This window comes from Streptomyces xylophagus, from assembly GCF_000716435.1.
Classification (GTDB): domain Bacteria; phylum Actinomycetota; class Actinomycetes; order Streptomycetales; family Streptomycetaceae; genus Streptomyces; species Streptomyces xylophagus.
In genome coordinates this window covers 1-15,443 of record NZ_JNWO01000047.1, presented here as the reverse complement: position 1 = coordinate 15,443, position 15,443 = coordinate 1, and the positions used below count along the sequence as shown (strand labels likewise).

Below are 15,443 nucleotides of genomic sequence, written 5' to 3'. Positions count from 1 at the left end.
GGGCCGAGGGCAGACGGCCCGGTGCGTGGGGGCGGGCCGCCGCAAGCGGGCGCTGTGCCAACTCGCTTTCCACTGACGGAAAGTGCGGTACTGAGGGATGACAGCACTCCTCGGGACCGCTGTCCAGACGTCGCGCAACACCCGCCCCTTCCGGGGGAGTTCAGGACCCGAGGTATTCCGGCCAGGGTCGGGGAGGTGTCGACGAGCTCGATGATCTCCCTCGGGGAGGGCGCGTGGCCGTCGCGGCTCTTGAGGCGGTGTTGCACGGTGGCAGCGAGGGCGGAGGGGCGGAGGACTGTCCCGTCATGTGCGGTGACCATGTCGGGCAGTGCCCATGCTCGGTCCGCGGGGCACGGAGACCTCGGATCCGCTCGATCGGGCAGGGTAGAGCGTCGGATCCGGTGTCCGAGAGGGTCGGCGCGACCCGGCCTGTAGTCTTGATCCACTCTGCGGTGCATGTCGTCGAGGCTCGGTCGATCACTGGTGGGCGTCAGGGGACGGGGTGGCGGGCAGAGCCAACGAGGTCGGGAAACGCCGGACTCGCGGTGGCAGGAGAGACGAGGCGGCAGTTCGAAGGTCCCGCTGTTGCGGGGGCGAGGACCGGACCCCGGACACGCTGCGAGGGAGCTGCGTCGTGGATATCGGCAGCCGGACGGGCGCACACCATCACGCCACCGCGATCGGCTTCGCAGCTTGAGCCCGCGCGCCGACCGCGCCCGGTCGCGGACGAGGCGGGACACACCGCGTACGTTTCATGGACACCGACAGGAATCGCCGGTGTGACAGGCGGACGGAGCACCCGCCGCGATGACGACCGTCCGCCCCAGCCATGACCGGGAAGCGACATTGAACGAGACCGGAGCGACGCGTGAGCCGGAACGCCACGGACCCGACACGGGTCTCGACGCGGCGCGGGCCCTGGCCCGTCTCGCCCTGCTGTGCATCGCGGGAGCAGTGGCCGCAGTGGTGGCCGGCACCGGCCATGGGTTCATCCTGCTGCTGGGCCTGGCAGGCCTCGGATTGGCCGGCGCGGGCCTGTGGTGGGCGTTGGCGCACCGCGGATTCGCCCGGCTCCTCGGTGCCCTGCTGGCGATCACCGCGCCCGTCGGCGTCCTGGTGCTGTACGCCGTATCGGGCCTGTGGATGGTCGCGGTCGTCGCCCTCGCGGCGTGGACGGCCGCGCTCGGCTGCGCGAGGAGTGCCCTGCGCCGGCTGCGCACGCCGCACGGCATGCACACCCGTACGGTGCGTCCACCCCGCCGGGCCGTGCTGATCATGAATCCGAAGTCGGGTGGCGGGAAGGTCGGGCGGTACGGACTCGTGGAGCGGGCCGAGGCGCTGGGCGCGCGAGTGATCCTGCTCGACCTCGACACGGATCCGGATCCGGTGGCACTGGCCCGGCAGGCCGTCGCCGAAGGAGCGGACCTGCTCGGTGTGGCCGGCGGCGACGGCACCCAGGCACTGGTGGCGGGAGTGGCCGCCGAACACGGTCTTCCGTTCATGGTCGTGACAGCCGGCACCCGCAACCACTTCGCCATGGACCTCGGTCTGGACCGGGACGACCCGGTGCGCAGCCTGGAGGCGCTCTCGGACGGTGTGGAACTCCGCGTCGACCTCGGCGACATCTCCGGCCGGCCGTTCGTCAACACCGCCTCGTTCGGTACCTATGCGCACATCGTGCAGAACCCCGACTACCGGGACGCCAAAGCGGTCACCGCGCTCGACCAGTTGCCGGACCTGCTGGCGGGCGAGGCGGGCGCCGAGCTCAGTGCCCGGACCGACGGGGGGTGGTTGGAGGGCCCGCAGGCGGTGCTGGTCAGCAACAACCCCTACGCGCGGGCCGACCCCCTGACGGGTGGCCGTAGGGAACGGCTCGATGCGGGTGTGCTCGGCGTGATCGCGGTCCGGGTCGGGGGCCCGGTACAGGCTGCCGAACTGGCGCTGCTGGGGGAGCGGGCCAGCGGCATCACGACCCTGACGTCCCGCAGCGTCGTCGTCGAGGCCGACGAGGAGACCATCCCGGTGGCTGTGGACGGTGAGGCACTCGTCCTGCCGCCGCCCGTGGTGTGCACGATACGACCCGGCGCGCTGCGGGTGCGCGTGCCACGGGACCGCCCCGGGGCACCGTACGTCGCACCGGCCGTCGACTGGTACCGCGTCCTGCGCCTCGCCTTCGACCGCTCGCCCCACGAACCCGAAAGCCACGACCGAGCAGCCCCCTCACGCGAGAAGAACCAGGAGCAGAGCGATGATTGACCGTCGCCCTCGTCAGCAACGAGTACCGCAGGGCCTGCTGCGCGATCTCGCCAGCCTCGACCAGGCGCTCTACGAGGCCGTGACCGTCACCAGCACACCCGCACTGGACTCGGCGCTGCGCCGACTGTCCGCGACGGCCGATCATTCCAGGATCTCTCTCCTGCTCGCCGCCGGCCTGGCTCTGCGCCCCGGCCGCTCCCGCCGCGCCGCGGTGCTCGGCGTCGCGGCGATCGGCGTCGCGTCCACCACGGCCAACCTGCTCGGCAAGCGTCTGGTGCGGCGGCCACGCCCGCACCGGGCCGAGGACTCGCCCTTTCCCGGTCGGCACGTCCCCATGCCGGCATCCGCCTCGTTCCCCTCCGGCCACACGGCCTCGGCCGTCGCCTTCGCCGCGGCGGTCGGGCCCGCGTTCCCGGCCGTCACGGTCCCTCTCGGCCTGCTGGCCTGTGCCGTGGGCTACTCGCGCGTCCACACCGGGGTGCACTACCCGGGCGACGTCGTCGCCGGCGCCGTACTCGGAACGGGCGCGGCTGCCGCCGTCCTCGCGGCGGCCGCGCACTGGGACGGCTCGGGTGGCGGCGCCTGTGGGGGGCTGACCTGTGGCTTTTCGGCCCGGTGACGGGCCGTGGTCCGGGCGCTCGGGTGCCCGAACGGCAAGCACCTCCCGAAACCCGGCCACCTCGCCCCATGGTTGAGCGCGTTCGAATATCTTGCCGTGATGGGTCACGCCACCCGGAGACGATGTGGACAGGCTTGCGGTCGGTTGCAGGAGAACGCGCGTTGCCGGACACTTCGCCCCCGCCGACACCTGACGCCGGGCCCTTGCGCGCCCATCGCTTTCTGCGTCACCTGAGGACAACCGGGGCATGAAGCCCCGGCGTCTGAGTGATGAGCGGCAGGGCTGTGTGCGGGCGGGAACGCCGTCCTGTCCTGCGTCCGCGGCCTACGGACGCTGCCGTCTCCCGTGCGGTGTTCCTCGGTTCGCCGCGTCCGTTCGGGTGGTCGGCCGCGAACCGGGTCTCAATCGGCCGCAGCCGTCTGCGTTTTGGCCTCACGACCTCTGCGCGGGGCGCCGGACCGGGAGACGATCTGGTCGAGCGTGCCGGCCACGGAGGCGTCGGGGTCCTGGGGGACGAAGGCGCTGGTGTGGAACGAGGGTGGCGAGGTGGTGGGCTGGGTGCGGCCCGTGGCCGCGTGGAGTTCGGCGAGGGCCAGCCCCAGCGCCTCGGCGGCCCGGGCCCCGACGGCCCAGCCGTCTCGCTGATGATCCCGGCGGTCTTTGGTAGTCCGGGGCGTTCTTCAGGGCTCCGGGGTAGGAGTGGTTGTACTTGGGGACGAGGCAGACGTGTCCGTCGTGGCAGCCGCCCACGCTGACTTACGGCCGTCGGGGGAGAAGACCGCGGACGAGGCGGCGGAGGAGCGGAAACGGAGCTTCGCGTCGAGAAGGTCCGAAAGAGGATCTCCCTCAGGTCTGGGGAATTCGTTCAGATCGACATCTCCTGAGTGACCGCAGAATCCGACAGCGGAGTGATCGCGCGTCGCCGGTATCGATGTCATACGGCAGGGCCGAATCACGTGGGCGTTTTAATGCCGATCGTTGAACTCGCATGATTCCGTGTCGAACCCGTGCGAGTAGCCGAGTAGCCGAGTAGCCGAGTAGCCGAGTAGCCGAGTTGCCGGCCGGCAGGTCCGCGGTGCTCGCCGGTTTCCGGGCTGATCGTGCCGGTTTCCTCGGGGCCCGTCTGGTCCGCCTCCCGGACGACGAGTGGCTGGACATGGTGACCTGGCGAGCCCGGAGGACTTCGCGGCTTGACGAGACAGAGGGGCGAACCTGCCGGGGATCGCCGCCTTCGTCGCGGTGATCGCCTCCTTGGTCGGTTCGCAAGAGGGTGTCGGGCCCGAGAGCGGGGACGTCGTGTGGCGTAGGGCGTGAGTGGATGTTCTGGTAGGGACGTGTCGTACCGGGGCGTGAGGTGTCGGCTGTTGGAAACACGCGGCGATGCGAGTGTGCGGGGGACTCGCATCGCCTGGTGGTGTTCGGGCCGGACGGCTGGCTGGGTGTTACTTGGTGGCGAGGAACAGGTAGTCCGCGGTGTAGGGGACGCGGGTGGTGGGCTGCGTGGCCGGGTTGCAGGTGCCGGCCGGGGCGACGCCGCCGGCGGTGTTGAGCCGCAGGACCGAGGTGGTCTTGGACAGGAGTCCTTCACTCTTGCCGGTCTGCTGTGCGCGGAGCAGGAGTTGGGGGACGTTGCCCGTGCCGTTGGCGAACTTGTTGAGGACGGTGCCGGTCACCGAGGAGCCGTCGGGGGCGATCCACTGCGGAGGGCCGGCGGGGCCGTGCTTGGCGAAGCTGTGCTGGATGCCGCCCTGAAGAGTGGCGTCGACGTTGTCCTGGGTGAACGTGTAGGAGCCGTCGTCCTGCTTGGTGCAGGCGTAGATCTGGGCCCCCTTGACGACGCCGGCCAGCGCCGAGTGCCGGATGGCGTCGGGCAGCGAGACCGCGCCCGGCAGTGCGACGGCCTGTCCGCGGACCGCGCCGCCGGGGAACTCGGCGGTGTGCAGGTTGAAGTAGAATCGGTCGGGATGTGCCTCGATGCTCCGCAGCAGGTCGGCGTCCTTGACCTTGACCGTGCCGAACACGAATGGCGTGCCGCCCTTGAGCTTCTCCATGAAGAACGGGATCTTCACGTCACCGTTGGTGCCCCGCGTACCCTGGTGGAGGTGGGCCATGGTCGGGGTGCCGATACCCGTCCACGCGAACGCGAAGGACACCTCGTCGCCCTGGATACGCATGAGGGCCACCGCGCTGCCGTCCTTGTCACCCACCGCCGGCTTGCCCTTGACGGGCACCTCGTTGTCACCGGTGAGGATCGTGGTGAAGTACCGCGCCCCGGGCGCGTTCTCGGAGTAGCGGCCGATGGCACCGGCCGCCTGCGTGGCGCCTGCGTGCTGCGTCGCCCCGGCCGCCGGATGCGACACGGTGGCGTCGGCCGCACCGTCCGCGCCGTTGCAGGCGGTCAGGAGCAGGGTGCCGGTGATCGCGGTCGCGGCGATGGTCCCGAATCGCGTGAGCATCATGTGTCTCGTTCTCCCCGTGATTGCCGATCCGCGGTTGCCCCGCGGTCGTTCTCCCTCCATCACGGGGCCCCTGGGGCGATCCCTCAGCCGATGACACTCCTGAGACACGCCTGAGAAGAGACGGCATCACTGAGGACACGATCTTGACATTACGACACACACCGACCGCCTGCGGAGAAGCACCAGTCGGACGCCGGTGACGGCTGCGAAGGCTCCGGCGACAACTCGCCCTTGCCGTGCGGGCGGTGGGCCCGGAGACTGCCGGGTGCGGCCCCGGCCCGACGAGCCCCCGCGGGTCCACGAACCCGCCGGTCCAGTGGCCCGGTCCGTTGTCGTCGCCTCGGCCGGACATCGACCGTGCCGTGAGCGGCAGGGCGCGGGCGGTGCCCTGCCCGGGGAGGGCGGACGGCACCCGCTCCAGGACACCTCCCGCGAAAACGTCGTACAGGGGCAGGGACTCCAGGTGGACATGGCCGATGTGGCAGTCGCAGACGGCCGGCGGACACGCGCGTGGCCGCTGCGCCGCCCGGTAGGAACCGTCGTACAGGTTCCCCAGCTCGTCGCGGACGAAGTGGCAGAGGCGGACCCTGTCGGTGTCGTCGACCGAGATCACGGACTCGCCGGTACGGCACGGAAGTCCGGCGCTGCGGTGCGGGTGCCGGCTGTACGAGAACAGGGGGTAGGGGGTCGAGCGCGGTCCAGTCGTCGGCCTCGGCGTCCGAGTAGGTGTGTCCCTCGGCGGCGTTGTTCCAGAGGCAGACGTGCGGGGGCAGGTCGTCGCTGAGCTGGCGGGCCGCTGCCAAACGGGCGGGCAGGCCCACCACGCCGACGCTGAAGCGCACCCTGCGGCTGGTCAGGTCGCGGCACTTGCCGAGGAAACGGCGTAGGGGGTCTGGCCCGGGTGGTAAGTGCACCAGAGCGCGAGCGTGTCGAGGTCGGCCTCGGTGAGCCAGCCGGTCCGGCAGTTCAGGTTGGTCTGGATGGCGACCGGGCGCATGTGCGGCAGTCGGGACAGCTCGGTGAGGGAGGGCCGGTACCAGGAGCGGACTAGCCGCTCGCCCCACGGCGTGAACAGGAGCGACAGTTCGTCCTCGCTGTCCGCCGCCCACCGCGCGAAGTGCTCCACCTCCACCCGGTCCGCGCGGAGGTGGGCGGTCGAGTCGCGCCGCTTGGACCGGCGCGACTCCACACAGCGATCGGAGACATCCCGCCCTACGAGCACGAGACCAACTACTACGCTCAACACCAGCCCCAAGCGGCGGCTGGAGCCAACGCATAGAGCCTCCACCGATCCAGGAGCGCTTCAGACAACGACTCACACCAGCACCGTGACCAGCTTCTTCAAGATGGCGGATCTTCGCTGCTGAGAAAGCGTGTCTTGCTCGTCGCCGCCTCCTGACGCTCACACACCGCGACCTGCACAGGGGCGGTGTAATCGCCTTTGTAGGTGACCGACACTCATAGATGCAGATCTCCCGTCGAGGGCAGCCAGTTTGCTGAAATACTCCTGCGATGGGCTGAGCAGCTCGTTTTGGCGGCAGGGCCTGTAGATCAGGCACGAGGTAGGGAGGGAGAACTGTGCTCCTGAGTGATGCGGAGGGCTGGCTGATACAGCATCTGCGGATGGAGGCCGGGCCGCGCGCCAGGACCCCGGACTGGACCCATGCCGGCGTGGCCGGACTTTTGCTTGAGCACGGACGATTGTTCACTCCCGCTGAGCTTCCAGGTAGCGACCAGACTCCTGGCCGGCCAGGGCAGTGCTATCTCGAATCCATTACCTGCGCCCGGACATCCGTCCCTGAACTCGCCTATGTCGAGGGTTGGGCCTGGGGAGTCGGTTGGCCTACTGAACACGCATGGTGCGCTGGCCCGGACGGAGTTGCTCTCGATCGCACGTGGCGACGCCCCGGCGCTGCCTACCTCGGTCTACCCGTGCGCGCGGAGGAAGCTGCCCGGATCATGCGCAGGCAAGGTGAGGCGTTGCTCGTCAGACCTGACGGACACGCCTCAGAGCAGGCCGTGCAGTGGATTCGCCAGGGAATACGGCAGGACCTCCTGGTCGATGTCGGCCGCCCCGTTCCGCACTCCTGACCAGAAAATGCGGTAGAGGTTGCCGGCAGGGCGTCACGGCCCACGGTGAAGACCGTCGTTCACGGAATTCGCGCCAGGATCCACCGCAGAACGTCACGGACAGCCCCGCCTGGATCGCCTCTCCCTCGGCTACACCACGTGGGAGCGGTCGTACGCGGCGGCGGGGGCTCGGGTGTCGACCTGGCCCGGGTCGTGCTGCGCTGGAGCGCGCGCAAGAGAACGGCGGCAACTCCTGTACGGCGAAGGCGAAGCCGCGCGCGATGGTGGTGGTCTGCCTGGACGGGCGAGCCGATGGGACTCGGTTGGGCGAGCGGCGCGCCGGTGGTAGAGCGGGCCTGAGAGTTCCCGGCCGCTGGCGGCATGCCGCGTGGGCGGTGGGAGGCCAGCGCCCCGGAGCTCGGCGGGCGTGTGGTGACGGTCGGCTACGACGCTGGCTTCGGACGGCTCACCGTGTGCCCGGCGTCGGCGGCCTGAGTGACGAAAGTCCGTCTAGAGCAGCCCCGGATCACTGCGACCGCTAACGCGCCGACGGGTCGTACGGTCGTTCGCGGCTTGCTTGCCCTCACACCGGGATCCGTCCGCACCTGCCGCTTCCGGCCCTACCTATGCCCCCAGACCAGCCCGAGGGCGGTCTACCCGACTGGCCCGGTACAGGTGACCGCTTCTGCCCCTTATTGATCGAGGTGGTGATGCGCGTTTGGGGGGTCTGATCCGAAATCCTGTGGCTGAGGGGCCGCTGGAGTTTCCTCCAGCTCAACCGACCTCGACTCAGGGCCAGTTGACGCTGTCTTGGTTCGAAAGGATGAGGGCCTTTGACCGTGAATGATGCGCTGGCGCTGCTGGCGGGGACGACCGCGCTGCGCGTATTCCTCCCCGACCTCCGGACAGTGACACGCCTTCTGCTGCGTGCCGCCGTCCTGGCCGGCGTCGCTGAACTCCTGCAGACACGACCGGTCCGGCCCGGGGACACGCTCCAGTCGACCTCGGTGGCTTCCTTTGACCGGGAGGAGGCGTAACCGTGACCGGCTCCGAGGACGACGACAGCCATGACACCATGCCGACATCGGTCGAGGACCTCAAGGCTCTGCGCGGTATCCCGTACGAAATGCCTTCGGCATTGGAGAGCTTCTACCGCACCTACGCCCAGGCGCAGGTCCGCTACGCCGCGACGATCCTGAACGACAAGGACGCGGCCAAGACCGTCGTACGCCACCTCTACCGCCACCTCGCCATGAACTGGGCCGCCGTCCAGCTCGAGGAATGCGGTGCGGAGGCGTATGCATGGCGCAACCTGAAGCGGCTGGTGGACGACCAGGCGCGTGCGCCCTTTCCCGGAGATCCTCTCGGCGCTGCCCTGGCCGCCCGCGACCGCGCCCACGCCGGACACGAAGCTGCGCGGGAGATGCTCAGATCGATGCGTTCCCAGATGGCGGACCTGGATTCCCCCATCGGCTTGTACACGGCGCTGGGCGGCCTCCCGGAGCGCCAGTTCGACGTGATCGTCCTGCACTACGCCCTGGGCTACTGCTCACAGCAGGTCGCGCACATCATGGGCATTCACCCGAGTACCGTCCGCGCCCACCGGAGCCGGGCCCGCGAGCGTATCGCCGCCGAACTCGGGATCGACCTGGGCGACGACGAGGAGAAGGAGTAGAAGGTGCCGGCACAGTTCGACGAACTACTTAGCCACGCGACCAACCGCCACACCCTCACGGACGACGAACTGGCTGATCTGCGGCAGGAGATCACCCGTGATGTCATCACCGAGCTGATGTTCGGCTCCCAACAGCCCGACCGTCACGTTCGCCGTGCAGGCAAGGCGGATCGCGCTGGCGTCTACCTGAGCGTCTTGTCCGGCAGGCTCCTGGACAACGACGACACCCGCGTCCACGTGGCCCGCCTCGTCGACGACCTGACCGATGTCGAGGGGGCCTTGCGCTTCGCCTGCGTGCTCCATCTCGCGCAGGAGCCGGAAGAAGCCATCTGGTGGTGGCAGTTCGCCGGCGGTGCCGGCAACGCGACCGCGGCCTACTGCCTGTACCTCCTCCACCTCAGCCGCGGTGAGCTGCAGGATGCAGAACACTGGGTGAGCCAGGCCCTCGCCCCGGACAACAGGATCGATGCCTTTCCCCCGCTCTCCTGGGCACCCCATCTGTCTGAGTCACGCTCCACGAATCTCCGGGAAGCGGTGAAACGCCTCAAGGTCGTAGAGGTCGCCGGAATCCAGCTCCATCATCCCGATCACCGCTTCCTTGAGCAGATCGGAAACCATCTGGCATCCGACGGTTCAAGAAGGGCTTGCGAATCCGTGCGGCACTCTCCTGCTGATCAGCCATGCCGACGCCACCTGTAGTGATCACGGAGGCATGCTCCAGCCGTGCAGACCACGCCTGTGGGCAGGGCGCACAGCAGGCTTTGATCACGCGCTGGGTGGAGGGGAAGTGGGTGCGCGCATCCGGGAGACGTGGAAGGGGCCTGCCTCGCCCATGTGTTCGTGCACTTCGAATCCAGTGCGACGGCTTTGCCACGCTGGTCACTGCTGTGTGACGGTCCGCCCGGTCTGCGATGGTGCTGCGGCCAGCGGACGCAAGCTTGCCTCTCCGAACTACCAGAGGGGGAAAATCATGCTGGCGAAAGTCCGGGGCGCGGTTGTGGCGGCAGCGATGACGGGGGCGCTCCTGGTGCCCTTGTCCATGGAGGCCGATGCGGCGGCAGCATCCTGTGCGCGACACACGACGGGTGTCTGCAAGGCGAACTCGCCGCATCCGCGCGGTGCTACCGCGAAGTGCAAGGACGGCTCGTACTCCTACAGTGCTCACGCTCGCGGGACGTGCTCGCACCATCGGGGCGTCAAGTACTGGTACCGGTAGGCAGCGGCTGCGGCGGTGTCCGCCGGGCCCGGGCTTCGCCTGCCGCGCCGGCGTGGGGCTGTCGCACTTCTTGAGCAGCGGACATGCCCAGGGTGCACGATTGGGTTCGTTCCTGGCCAAGGGTGCTCAAAATGGTGTGCGGTCTGTGGGAGGGGAGTGTTTGTATGTGGTCAACGCGGCGGGGGTACGCGTGAGTTGACGTGTGTGCCCTCTTCGTTTCGACCAACACCGGGGGTACAACTTGAAATTGAGGATGCTGTTCACTACGGGGGCCGTGGTGCTGGGTGTGCTGGCTACGGCCGGTGCTCCGTCAGCGGTAGCGGACCAGGCCGGCGGCGCCCAGCTGCGGGTCACGGTCGGCTCGCCGCAGGCCCGGGCGAGTGCGGAGACGGCCGGTGCGGCCGTCGCGGCGACCTGCACCATCAACAAGATCACGATCAACCGGTTCAGCGAGTGCGAGTGGGTGGCCGTCCACGTCGACGTCGTGAAGGTCGTCGACGGCGAGCCCGTCATCGAGGGCACGGCCGACTTCAGCGTCAAGCACCAGATGACGCTGAAGGCTGCCTCCGCCAACTGGAGCGAGAAGTTCAGCGTTTCCAAGGCGACGACCACCGGCCAGGGCAAGGGCGTGGCGGTTGACGTGGCCGCGGTCTCCGGCGGCGGCACGAAGGCCACCGTCCACTTCCCGCAGGGCCACACACTCGACAGCGCAGCCAGCGGAAGCGTGGACTACAAGACCGGCGCCATCGCCCGCAAGAAGATCAACCCCAAGGCGAAGACCACCTACACCTACACCTTCACCAAGGCCGGCTACAGCCCCGGCACGGTCTCCTACGCCTCGGCCGTCTACCGGTGCGACAACTACTACGGCACCACCGGCTGCGCGGTGACCGAGGCGCCCACCGGGGTGAACCTGTCCGCCCTGCCGCGCATCTCGGAGGGCATCCGCAAGCTGCGCTCGCGCGGCGGCCACTACGGCGACCCCAACGGCGGCAAGCCGCTGCACTGGATGATCAACGCCACGCAGCAGAAGAAGAACCGCCAGGCGGTGTGCTCGGGCAGCGCGCCCGCGGCGATGAAGCGGGTCGGACGGACCTCGTGCGACGAGTACCCGTTCGCCTCGACCTACGAGGGCGGCACCCACCTGGCGGCTGCCCAGCGCACCATCACCTGGGTCAAGAAGAGCGAGAACGACGGCCAGGGCGCCTACATCACCAACTGGCGGCGCCAGTTCCACGTCATGGACCACGACCCGTTCTACGTGATCGCCTGAACGCGGCACACTGTGCTCGACCAGGATGCCCCGCCCCCTCACACGGAGCGGGGCATCCTGCCCCCGTAGAAGGAGTCATCCATGCTGGTCCATCAAGCCGCGTTCACCCTTGAGGTGGGCGAGAGCGGCTACCTCATCGGCTTCGGCGAACTGGTCGATTATCCGGCCCAGATGCCCTACGGGTGGCGCTGCGGCCCCGCCACACCAGTTGGCGCCGTCGTACTGACCACCACCGACACCGGGCCCGTGCTCCTGACCGTCGAGGTCCACGACGGCCCGCCGCAGCCGGAGGTCGGCGACGGGTGGGAGCCCGCGGAGGAAATCAGCCTGCGCACTGACCTGCCCGGCCTGTGCCTGGCAACCCTTGAACCGGGCGACGTCCTGGACGCGTGGCCGGACGACGAACCCCCTCTTTACCTGTCGGCCGCCGGTGGCGAGAGCGGGGGTGAGGGCTGGGTGCGGATGCGCCTGTACTGCCACGCCGACGACCCCGAACCCGGCCTCGGCGACCACGGCGAGCGCCACCTGATCCAGCTGTGGCCCGCCCCAGAGACTGCGCCGCTCCACCCCGAGATCACCGAAGCCGACCGGCAGCAGCGGGCCGAGTACGCACAGGCCATGGACACGCCGGTGGAGGATTACACCTACACACACGCAGAGCCCGGCGAAGCCGGCTGACCGCCCGCGCTTACATCCACACGTGATGAGGTTCGATGAGGCACATTCGCATACTCCGGTGCGCCGCGGTGGCTCTGGCCGCAGCCGTCACCGTCGGGCTCGGGACGACGACGGCTCACGCGGACCCCGGAATTCCCGACGTCGGCTATGGCTATCCCGACCCGGGAGTGTCGGTCCGCTGCGTGCAGTTCTTCGTGAACAGCTACCTCAACCTGCACCTTCTGGAAGACGGCAAGTTCGGCCCGCAGACCGAGTACGGGGTCAGGCAGCTCCAACGGCTGTCCAACTATCACTGGGCCACCCGCGAGTTGGCGGTCGACGGAATCTTCGGCAAGGCCACGGGTCAGGCCGTGCTCGACCATGTCAAGCGGTACCCCGGGACGATCGACTACACGAAGGCCTCCCACTGCGCCCACGACATACCCTCGTACAGCGTCGTCCTCAACTGACGCCTACCGCTGAACTGATGTCGCCAGTTCGTTCGCGCGGGGCGGAGCGGGCGGTTTCGTTCTCCTGAGTGTCACGAGGGAGCGTGAGCGGAAGCGGAGGACGGATGGGCCTGTCACCCCAAGCAGTTGGATGAGGTCGTTCCAGTTGGCTCCAGGCTGGCGTGGGGGGATCGGAGATGAGCGTGATGGTGGTGAGTGCTTCAGTGACGGCGGCGGCGTTGATCACGCCTGGTACCTGTTGATCAATGTTGTTTACCGGCTCTCAGCGTCAAGTCCTAGGCTGGGCTGAGGAATTACTCAGCAAATCTTGGCCGCAAGAGCCGGACCAAGCCGCGACTTCTGAACCTGGCCGTGGCACTGTGCTGCGGTCATATCGACCAAAAGGTTGATTTCCGATCAGGGGGTGGCGCTTTGGGTGCCGACATGTTCAGAGGGGTCAGAGGGAAGAGCGGGCGCGTGCTGGCGCTCGCCGGTGCCGCGGCAGTGATCACGGTCAGTTCGCTTGCGAGCACCGCCTTCGCCGGCGGGCCGAATCCCGGTGGGACGCTTGAGTATCAGGTCATCGTTGGGCAGTGCTACACGGACCTGTACTACGACAGCAGCACCCGCGACACCGCGATGTGGGGCTGGGCGGGTTCCGGTATGCCGAGCGGAAACACTTGTGCCGGCTGGCTGGAACAGGACACCGCGTCCGGCGGGGCCTGGCAGCGAGTGTCGTATGTCTACTCGACATCGACACCGTCCAGTTCCTTTGGCCCCACCGGTTGGCACGGCGACGCGGGCATCGAGTCCCGATCGTGTGCCACCTACACGTATTTGGTGGGCAATCCTGCGAATGGGGTGTACGCCTCGGAGACAAACTGCACGCCGGGCTGGTAAACCGGCCTGCGTTCGGGCCCCGTCCCTGCCTTGCGCGGGGCGGGGTTTTCGTGTTGCACGCCGTTAGTGCCGCACCGTGCGAGGGGCGTGCGTCTTCGTGCAGCATCACGTGCAGCTGGGAAGCGTTCCGTCGCCAAGAATCAGGTGACGCCAGGCCAGCGACAAAGCCCCCGAGCCCTGCCATCGTGGCCGACGGGGCCGAGTCCGGCGTCCGGACACCTGGATCGTCAGGGGGTAGGAGTGAGCAGCAGATGCGTGTGCGGTCGACGCATCGCGGCCTTCATGGGTGGGAGCCTGCGACCGCCGGGGCGGGGCGGCTTTGAACGCGGTCGTATCGGGTGACGGGGCGGGCGATCGTCCTGGTTGCCGGCCCTGTACTCGTCGGGACTGCCCTGGGCTAGCTCACGGGTGGCCGCCTGAGCAGACTGCTGAGTGTGCGCCTGCGCCGGCCGTGGCTGTTGTGGCTCGTGACTGTCGTCCAGATCACGCAACGGGCCACCACTGATCTTCCCACCACGGTCGGACATATGCTCAGAACGGCCCCTCTGGTCCTGGTGTTCGCCCTTTCCCTGCTCTGGCTGGGCGTCAACATCCGGGGCCGGTCCTGGCCACTGACGGCCGCCGTGGGCGTGGCCGTCGTCGGCGCTCTGCTCAACGCCCTGGCGATCACCGTCAACGGCCGTATGCCCTACCGGACTTCAGCCGCGGCCGCCGCGGGGATACCCATCGCATCCAGACGGCAAAGAACGCACCCGCCGGGCGCACCACGCACCTGCTCGGCGACACCATCCCCGTCCCGGCACTGCACGCCGTGATCAGCATCGGCGACCTCCTCCTGGCCACCGCCGTCGTGCTGCTCATTACCACCGCCATGCACCACAGCGTCAAACTCGCCCGTTCCCGGGCCACCAACAACCTTACGGAGACACCATGTTCAAGACACTCACCTGGCAGCGCCTCGTCCTGACCGCCTTCACCCTCGCCACCATCGCCGCCCTCCTCTACACCCTCGGCGCCCCCGGCTACGACGGCGGCTGATCCGCCCGCACCCACAGCCGTCTCCGTCGGCGTTCAGCTCCGGCGGGAGCCGAGGACTTGGCCAGCCCAGAGCGTTCCGCCACGGCACCCAGCCGCACCACATCGAAATCCACCGGCGGGCAGATACCGGAGCGATGCCTGCCCGCTGCTCGAACACGGTCCCCGTCCCGCAGTGCGCGAGACGGGGACCGCGCGTGGCACGCCGCCCGCGCCGTGCCACGCGACGGCAATGCGCCTTCGCGCGGCACCCCACGCGGTAGGACGGCAGTCGGGTAGGGCAGCATCTGCTCAGCCATCGCCTGATCGTGAGGGGTCGTCATGCCTTCCACCCGCCGTGCCGCTTCGTCCGCCCTGCTCACCTGCCTGATGCTCGCGGGCTGTTCCCCCACGTCACTGGGCGGCTCCACGTCGTCCGGGAGCCCGAGTGCTACGTCGGCTGCGTCGGGTGCTGCCGGGGCCGGGCGGGCGATCGCGGTGGGGGCGGGTCCGCGGAAGACGTACACGGTCCAACAGCAGCCGGCTGCGGGCAGCTGCCACTACCGGTATCTGCAGGGTGAGCCGCTGGAGGATCCGAAGTGCACGCCGGGAGCGATCTCTCCGGCGGTCACGCAGTCGAATCTGAAGTCGACGATCTGCCGCAACGGTGGCTACACCTCCGGCATTCGGCCCTCCACGTCGGTCACCGGGAAGGAGAAGGAGCTGAATGCAGCCTCCTACGGCTTCACTGGTCGTATGGGTGATGCCGAGTACGACCACCTCATCAGCCTGCAGCTGGGGGGTGACCCGAACGACTACCGCAACCTGTGGGTGGAGCCCGCCGACCCCGGCCAC

Annotated in this window: 14 protein-coding genes and 1 pseudogene; 13 read left to right on the top strand and 2 right to left on the bottom strand. The window is 68.8% G+C overall.

Annotated features, from left to right (window positions below; all coding sequences use genetic code 11):
• Positions 1-807: 807 nt before the first annotated feature.
• The 3 genes from OO70_RS48285 to OO70_RS55085 all read left to right on the top strand — a co-directional run bounded on the left by OO70_RS48285 (position 808) and on the right by OO70_RS55085 (position 3,520).
• Entirely contained in the window at positions 808-2,256 is a 1,449-nt protein-coding gene (locus OO70_RS48285; RefSeq protein ID WP_234337126.1) for a diacylglycerol/lipid kinase family protein, read from the top strand.
• Positions 2,249-2,875 carry a phosphatase PAP2 family protein gene (locus OO70_RS48280; protein WP_051742407.1) on the top strand — a complete coding sequence of 209 codons (627 nt, stop codon included), beginning with the start codon at positions 2,249-2,251 and terminating at the stop codon, positions 2,873-2,875. Before OO70_RS48285 ends, OO70_RS48280 begins: the two co-directional genes overlap by 8 nt.
• A gap of 426 nt (positions 2,876-3,301) precedes the next feature.
• A complete protein-coding gene (locus tag OO70_RS55085; RefSeq protein WP_158711649.1) occupies positions 3,302-3,520 on the top strand; it encodes a hypothetical protein in 219 nt (72 codons plus the stop codon).
• Positions 3,521-4,317: 797 nt separating this feature from the next.
• On the opposite strand, the gene OO70_RS48275 is transcribed toward OO70_RS55085, so the two are convergent.
• Entirely contained in the window at positions 4,318-5,334 is a 1,017-nt protein-coding gene (locus tag OO70_RS48275) for a CHRD domain-containing protein (protein WP_043687307.1), read from the bottom strand.
• 394 nt (positions 5,335-5,728) lie between these two features.
• A pseudogene (locus OO70_RS48270) lies at positions 5,729-6,508 on the bottom strand (STM4011 family radical SAM protein); the annotation flags it as partial.
• A gap of 1,729 nt (positions 6,509-8,237) precedes the next feature.
• Between OO70_RS48270 and OO70_RS48265 the strand changes: the two are divergent.
• From OO70_RS48265 to OO70_RS48225, 10 genes are all read left to right on the top strand, one after another.
• A complete protein-coding gene (locus OO70_RS48265; RefSeq protein ID WP_158711648.1) occupies positions 8,238-8,441 on the top strand; it encodes a hypothetical protein in 204 nt (67 codons plus the stop codon).
• A 2-nt stretch (positions 8,442-8,443) separates the two neighbouring features.
• Complete coding sequence (locus OO70_RS51610; RefSeq protein ID WP_051742405.1) at positions 8,444-9,079, top strand: RNA polymerase sigma factor; 636 nt, start codon at positions 8,444-8,446, stop codon at positions 9,077-9,079.
• Positions 9,080-9,082: 3 nt separating this feature from the next.
• Complete coding sequence (locus tag OO70_RS51605; protein WP_051742403.1) at positions 9,083-9,778, top strand: hypothetical protein; 696 nt, start codon at positions 9,083-9,085, stop codon at positions 9,776-9,778.
• Between the two features lie 13 nt (positions 9,779-9,791).
• On the top strand, positions 9,792-10,295 hold the full coding sequence (locus OO70_RS56950) for a DUF3761 domain-containing protein (RefSeq protein ID WP_324604919.1): 504 nt from the start codon (positions 9,792-9,794) through the stop codon (positions 10,293-10,295).
• A 253-nt stretch (positions 10,296-10,548) separates the two neighbouring features.
• A complete protein-coding gene (locus tag OO70_RS48250) occupies positions 10,549-11,568 on the top strand; it encodes a NucA/NucB deoxyribonuclease domain-containing protein (RefSeq protein WP_234337125.1) in 1,020 nt (339 codons plus the stop codon).
• A gap of 81 nt (positions 11,569-11,649) precedes the next feature.
• Positions 11,650-12,246 (top strand): hypothetical protein, encoded by a 597-nt coding sequence (locus OO70_RS48245; protein WP_043687301.1) that lies wholly within the window; start codon positions 11,650-11,652, stop codon positions 12,244-12,246.
• A gap of 68 nt (positions 12,247-12,314) precedes the next feature.
• Positions 12,315-12,695 carry a peptidoglycan-binding domain-containing protein gene (locus tag OO70_RS48240; RefSeq protein WP_043687300.1) on the top strand — a complete coding sequence of 127 codons (381 nt, stop codon included), beginning with the start codon at positions 12,315-12,317 and terminating at the stop codon, positions 12,693-12,695.
• A 456-nt stretch (positions 12,696-13,151) separates the two neighbouring features.
• On the top strand, positions 13,152-13,574 hold the full coding sequence (locus OO70_RS48235; RefSeq protein ID WP_043687297.1) for a hypothetical protein: 423 nt from the start codon (positions 13,152-13,154) through the stop codon (positions 13,572-13,574).
• 434 nt (positions 13,575-14,008) lie between these two features.
• Entirely contained in the window at positions 14,009-14,389 is a 381-nt protein-coding gene (locus OO70_RS48230; RefSeq protein WP_043687294.1) for a DUF5317 family protein, read from the top strand.
• A gap of 541 nt (positions 14,390-14,930) precedes the next feature.
• Positions 14,931-15,443, top strand: a 513-nt coding sequence (locus OO70_RS48225; protein ID WP_043687327.1) for a hypothetical protein, incomplete at its 3' end; no start/stop codon positions are given.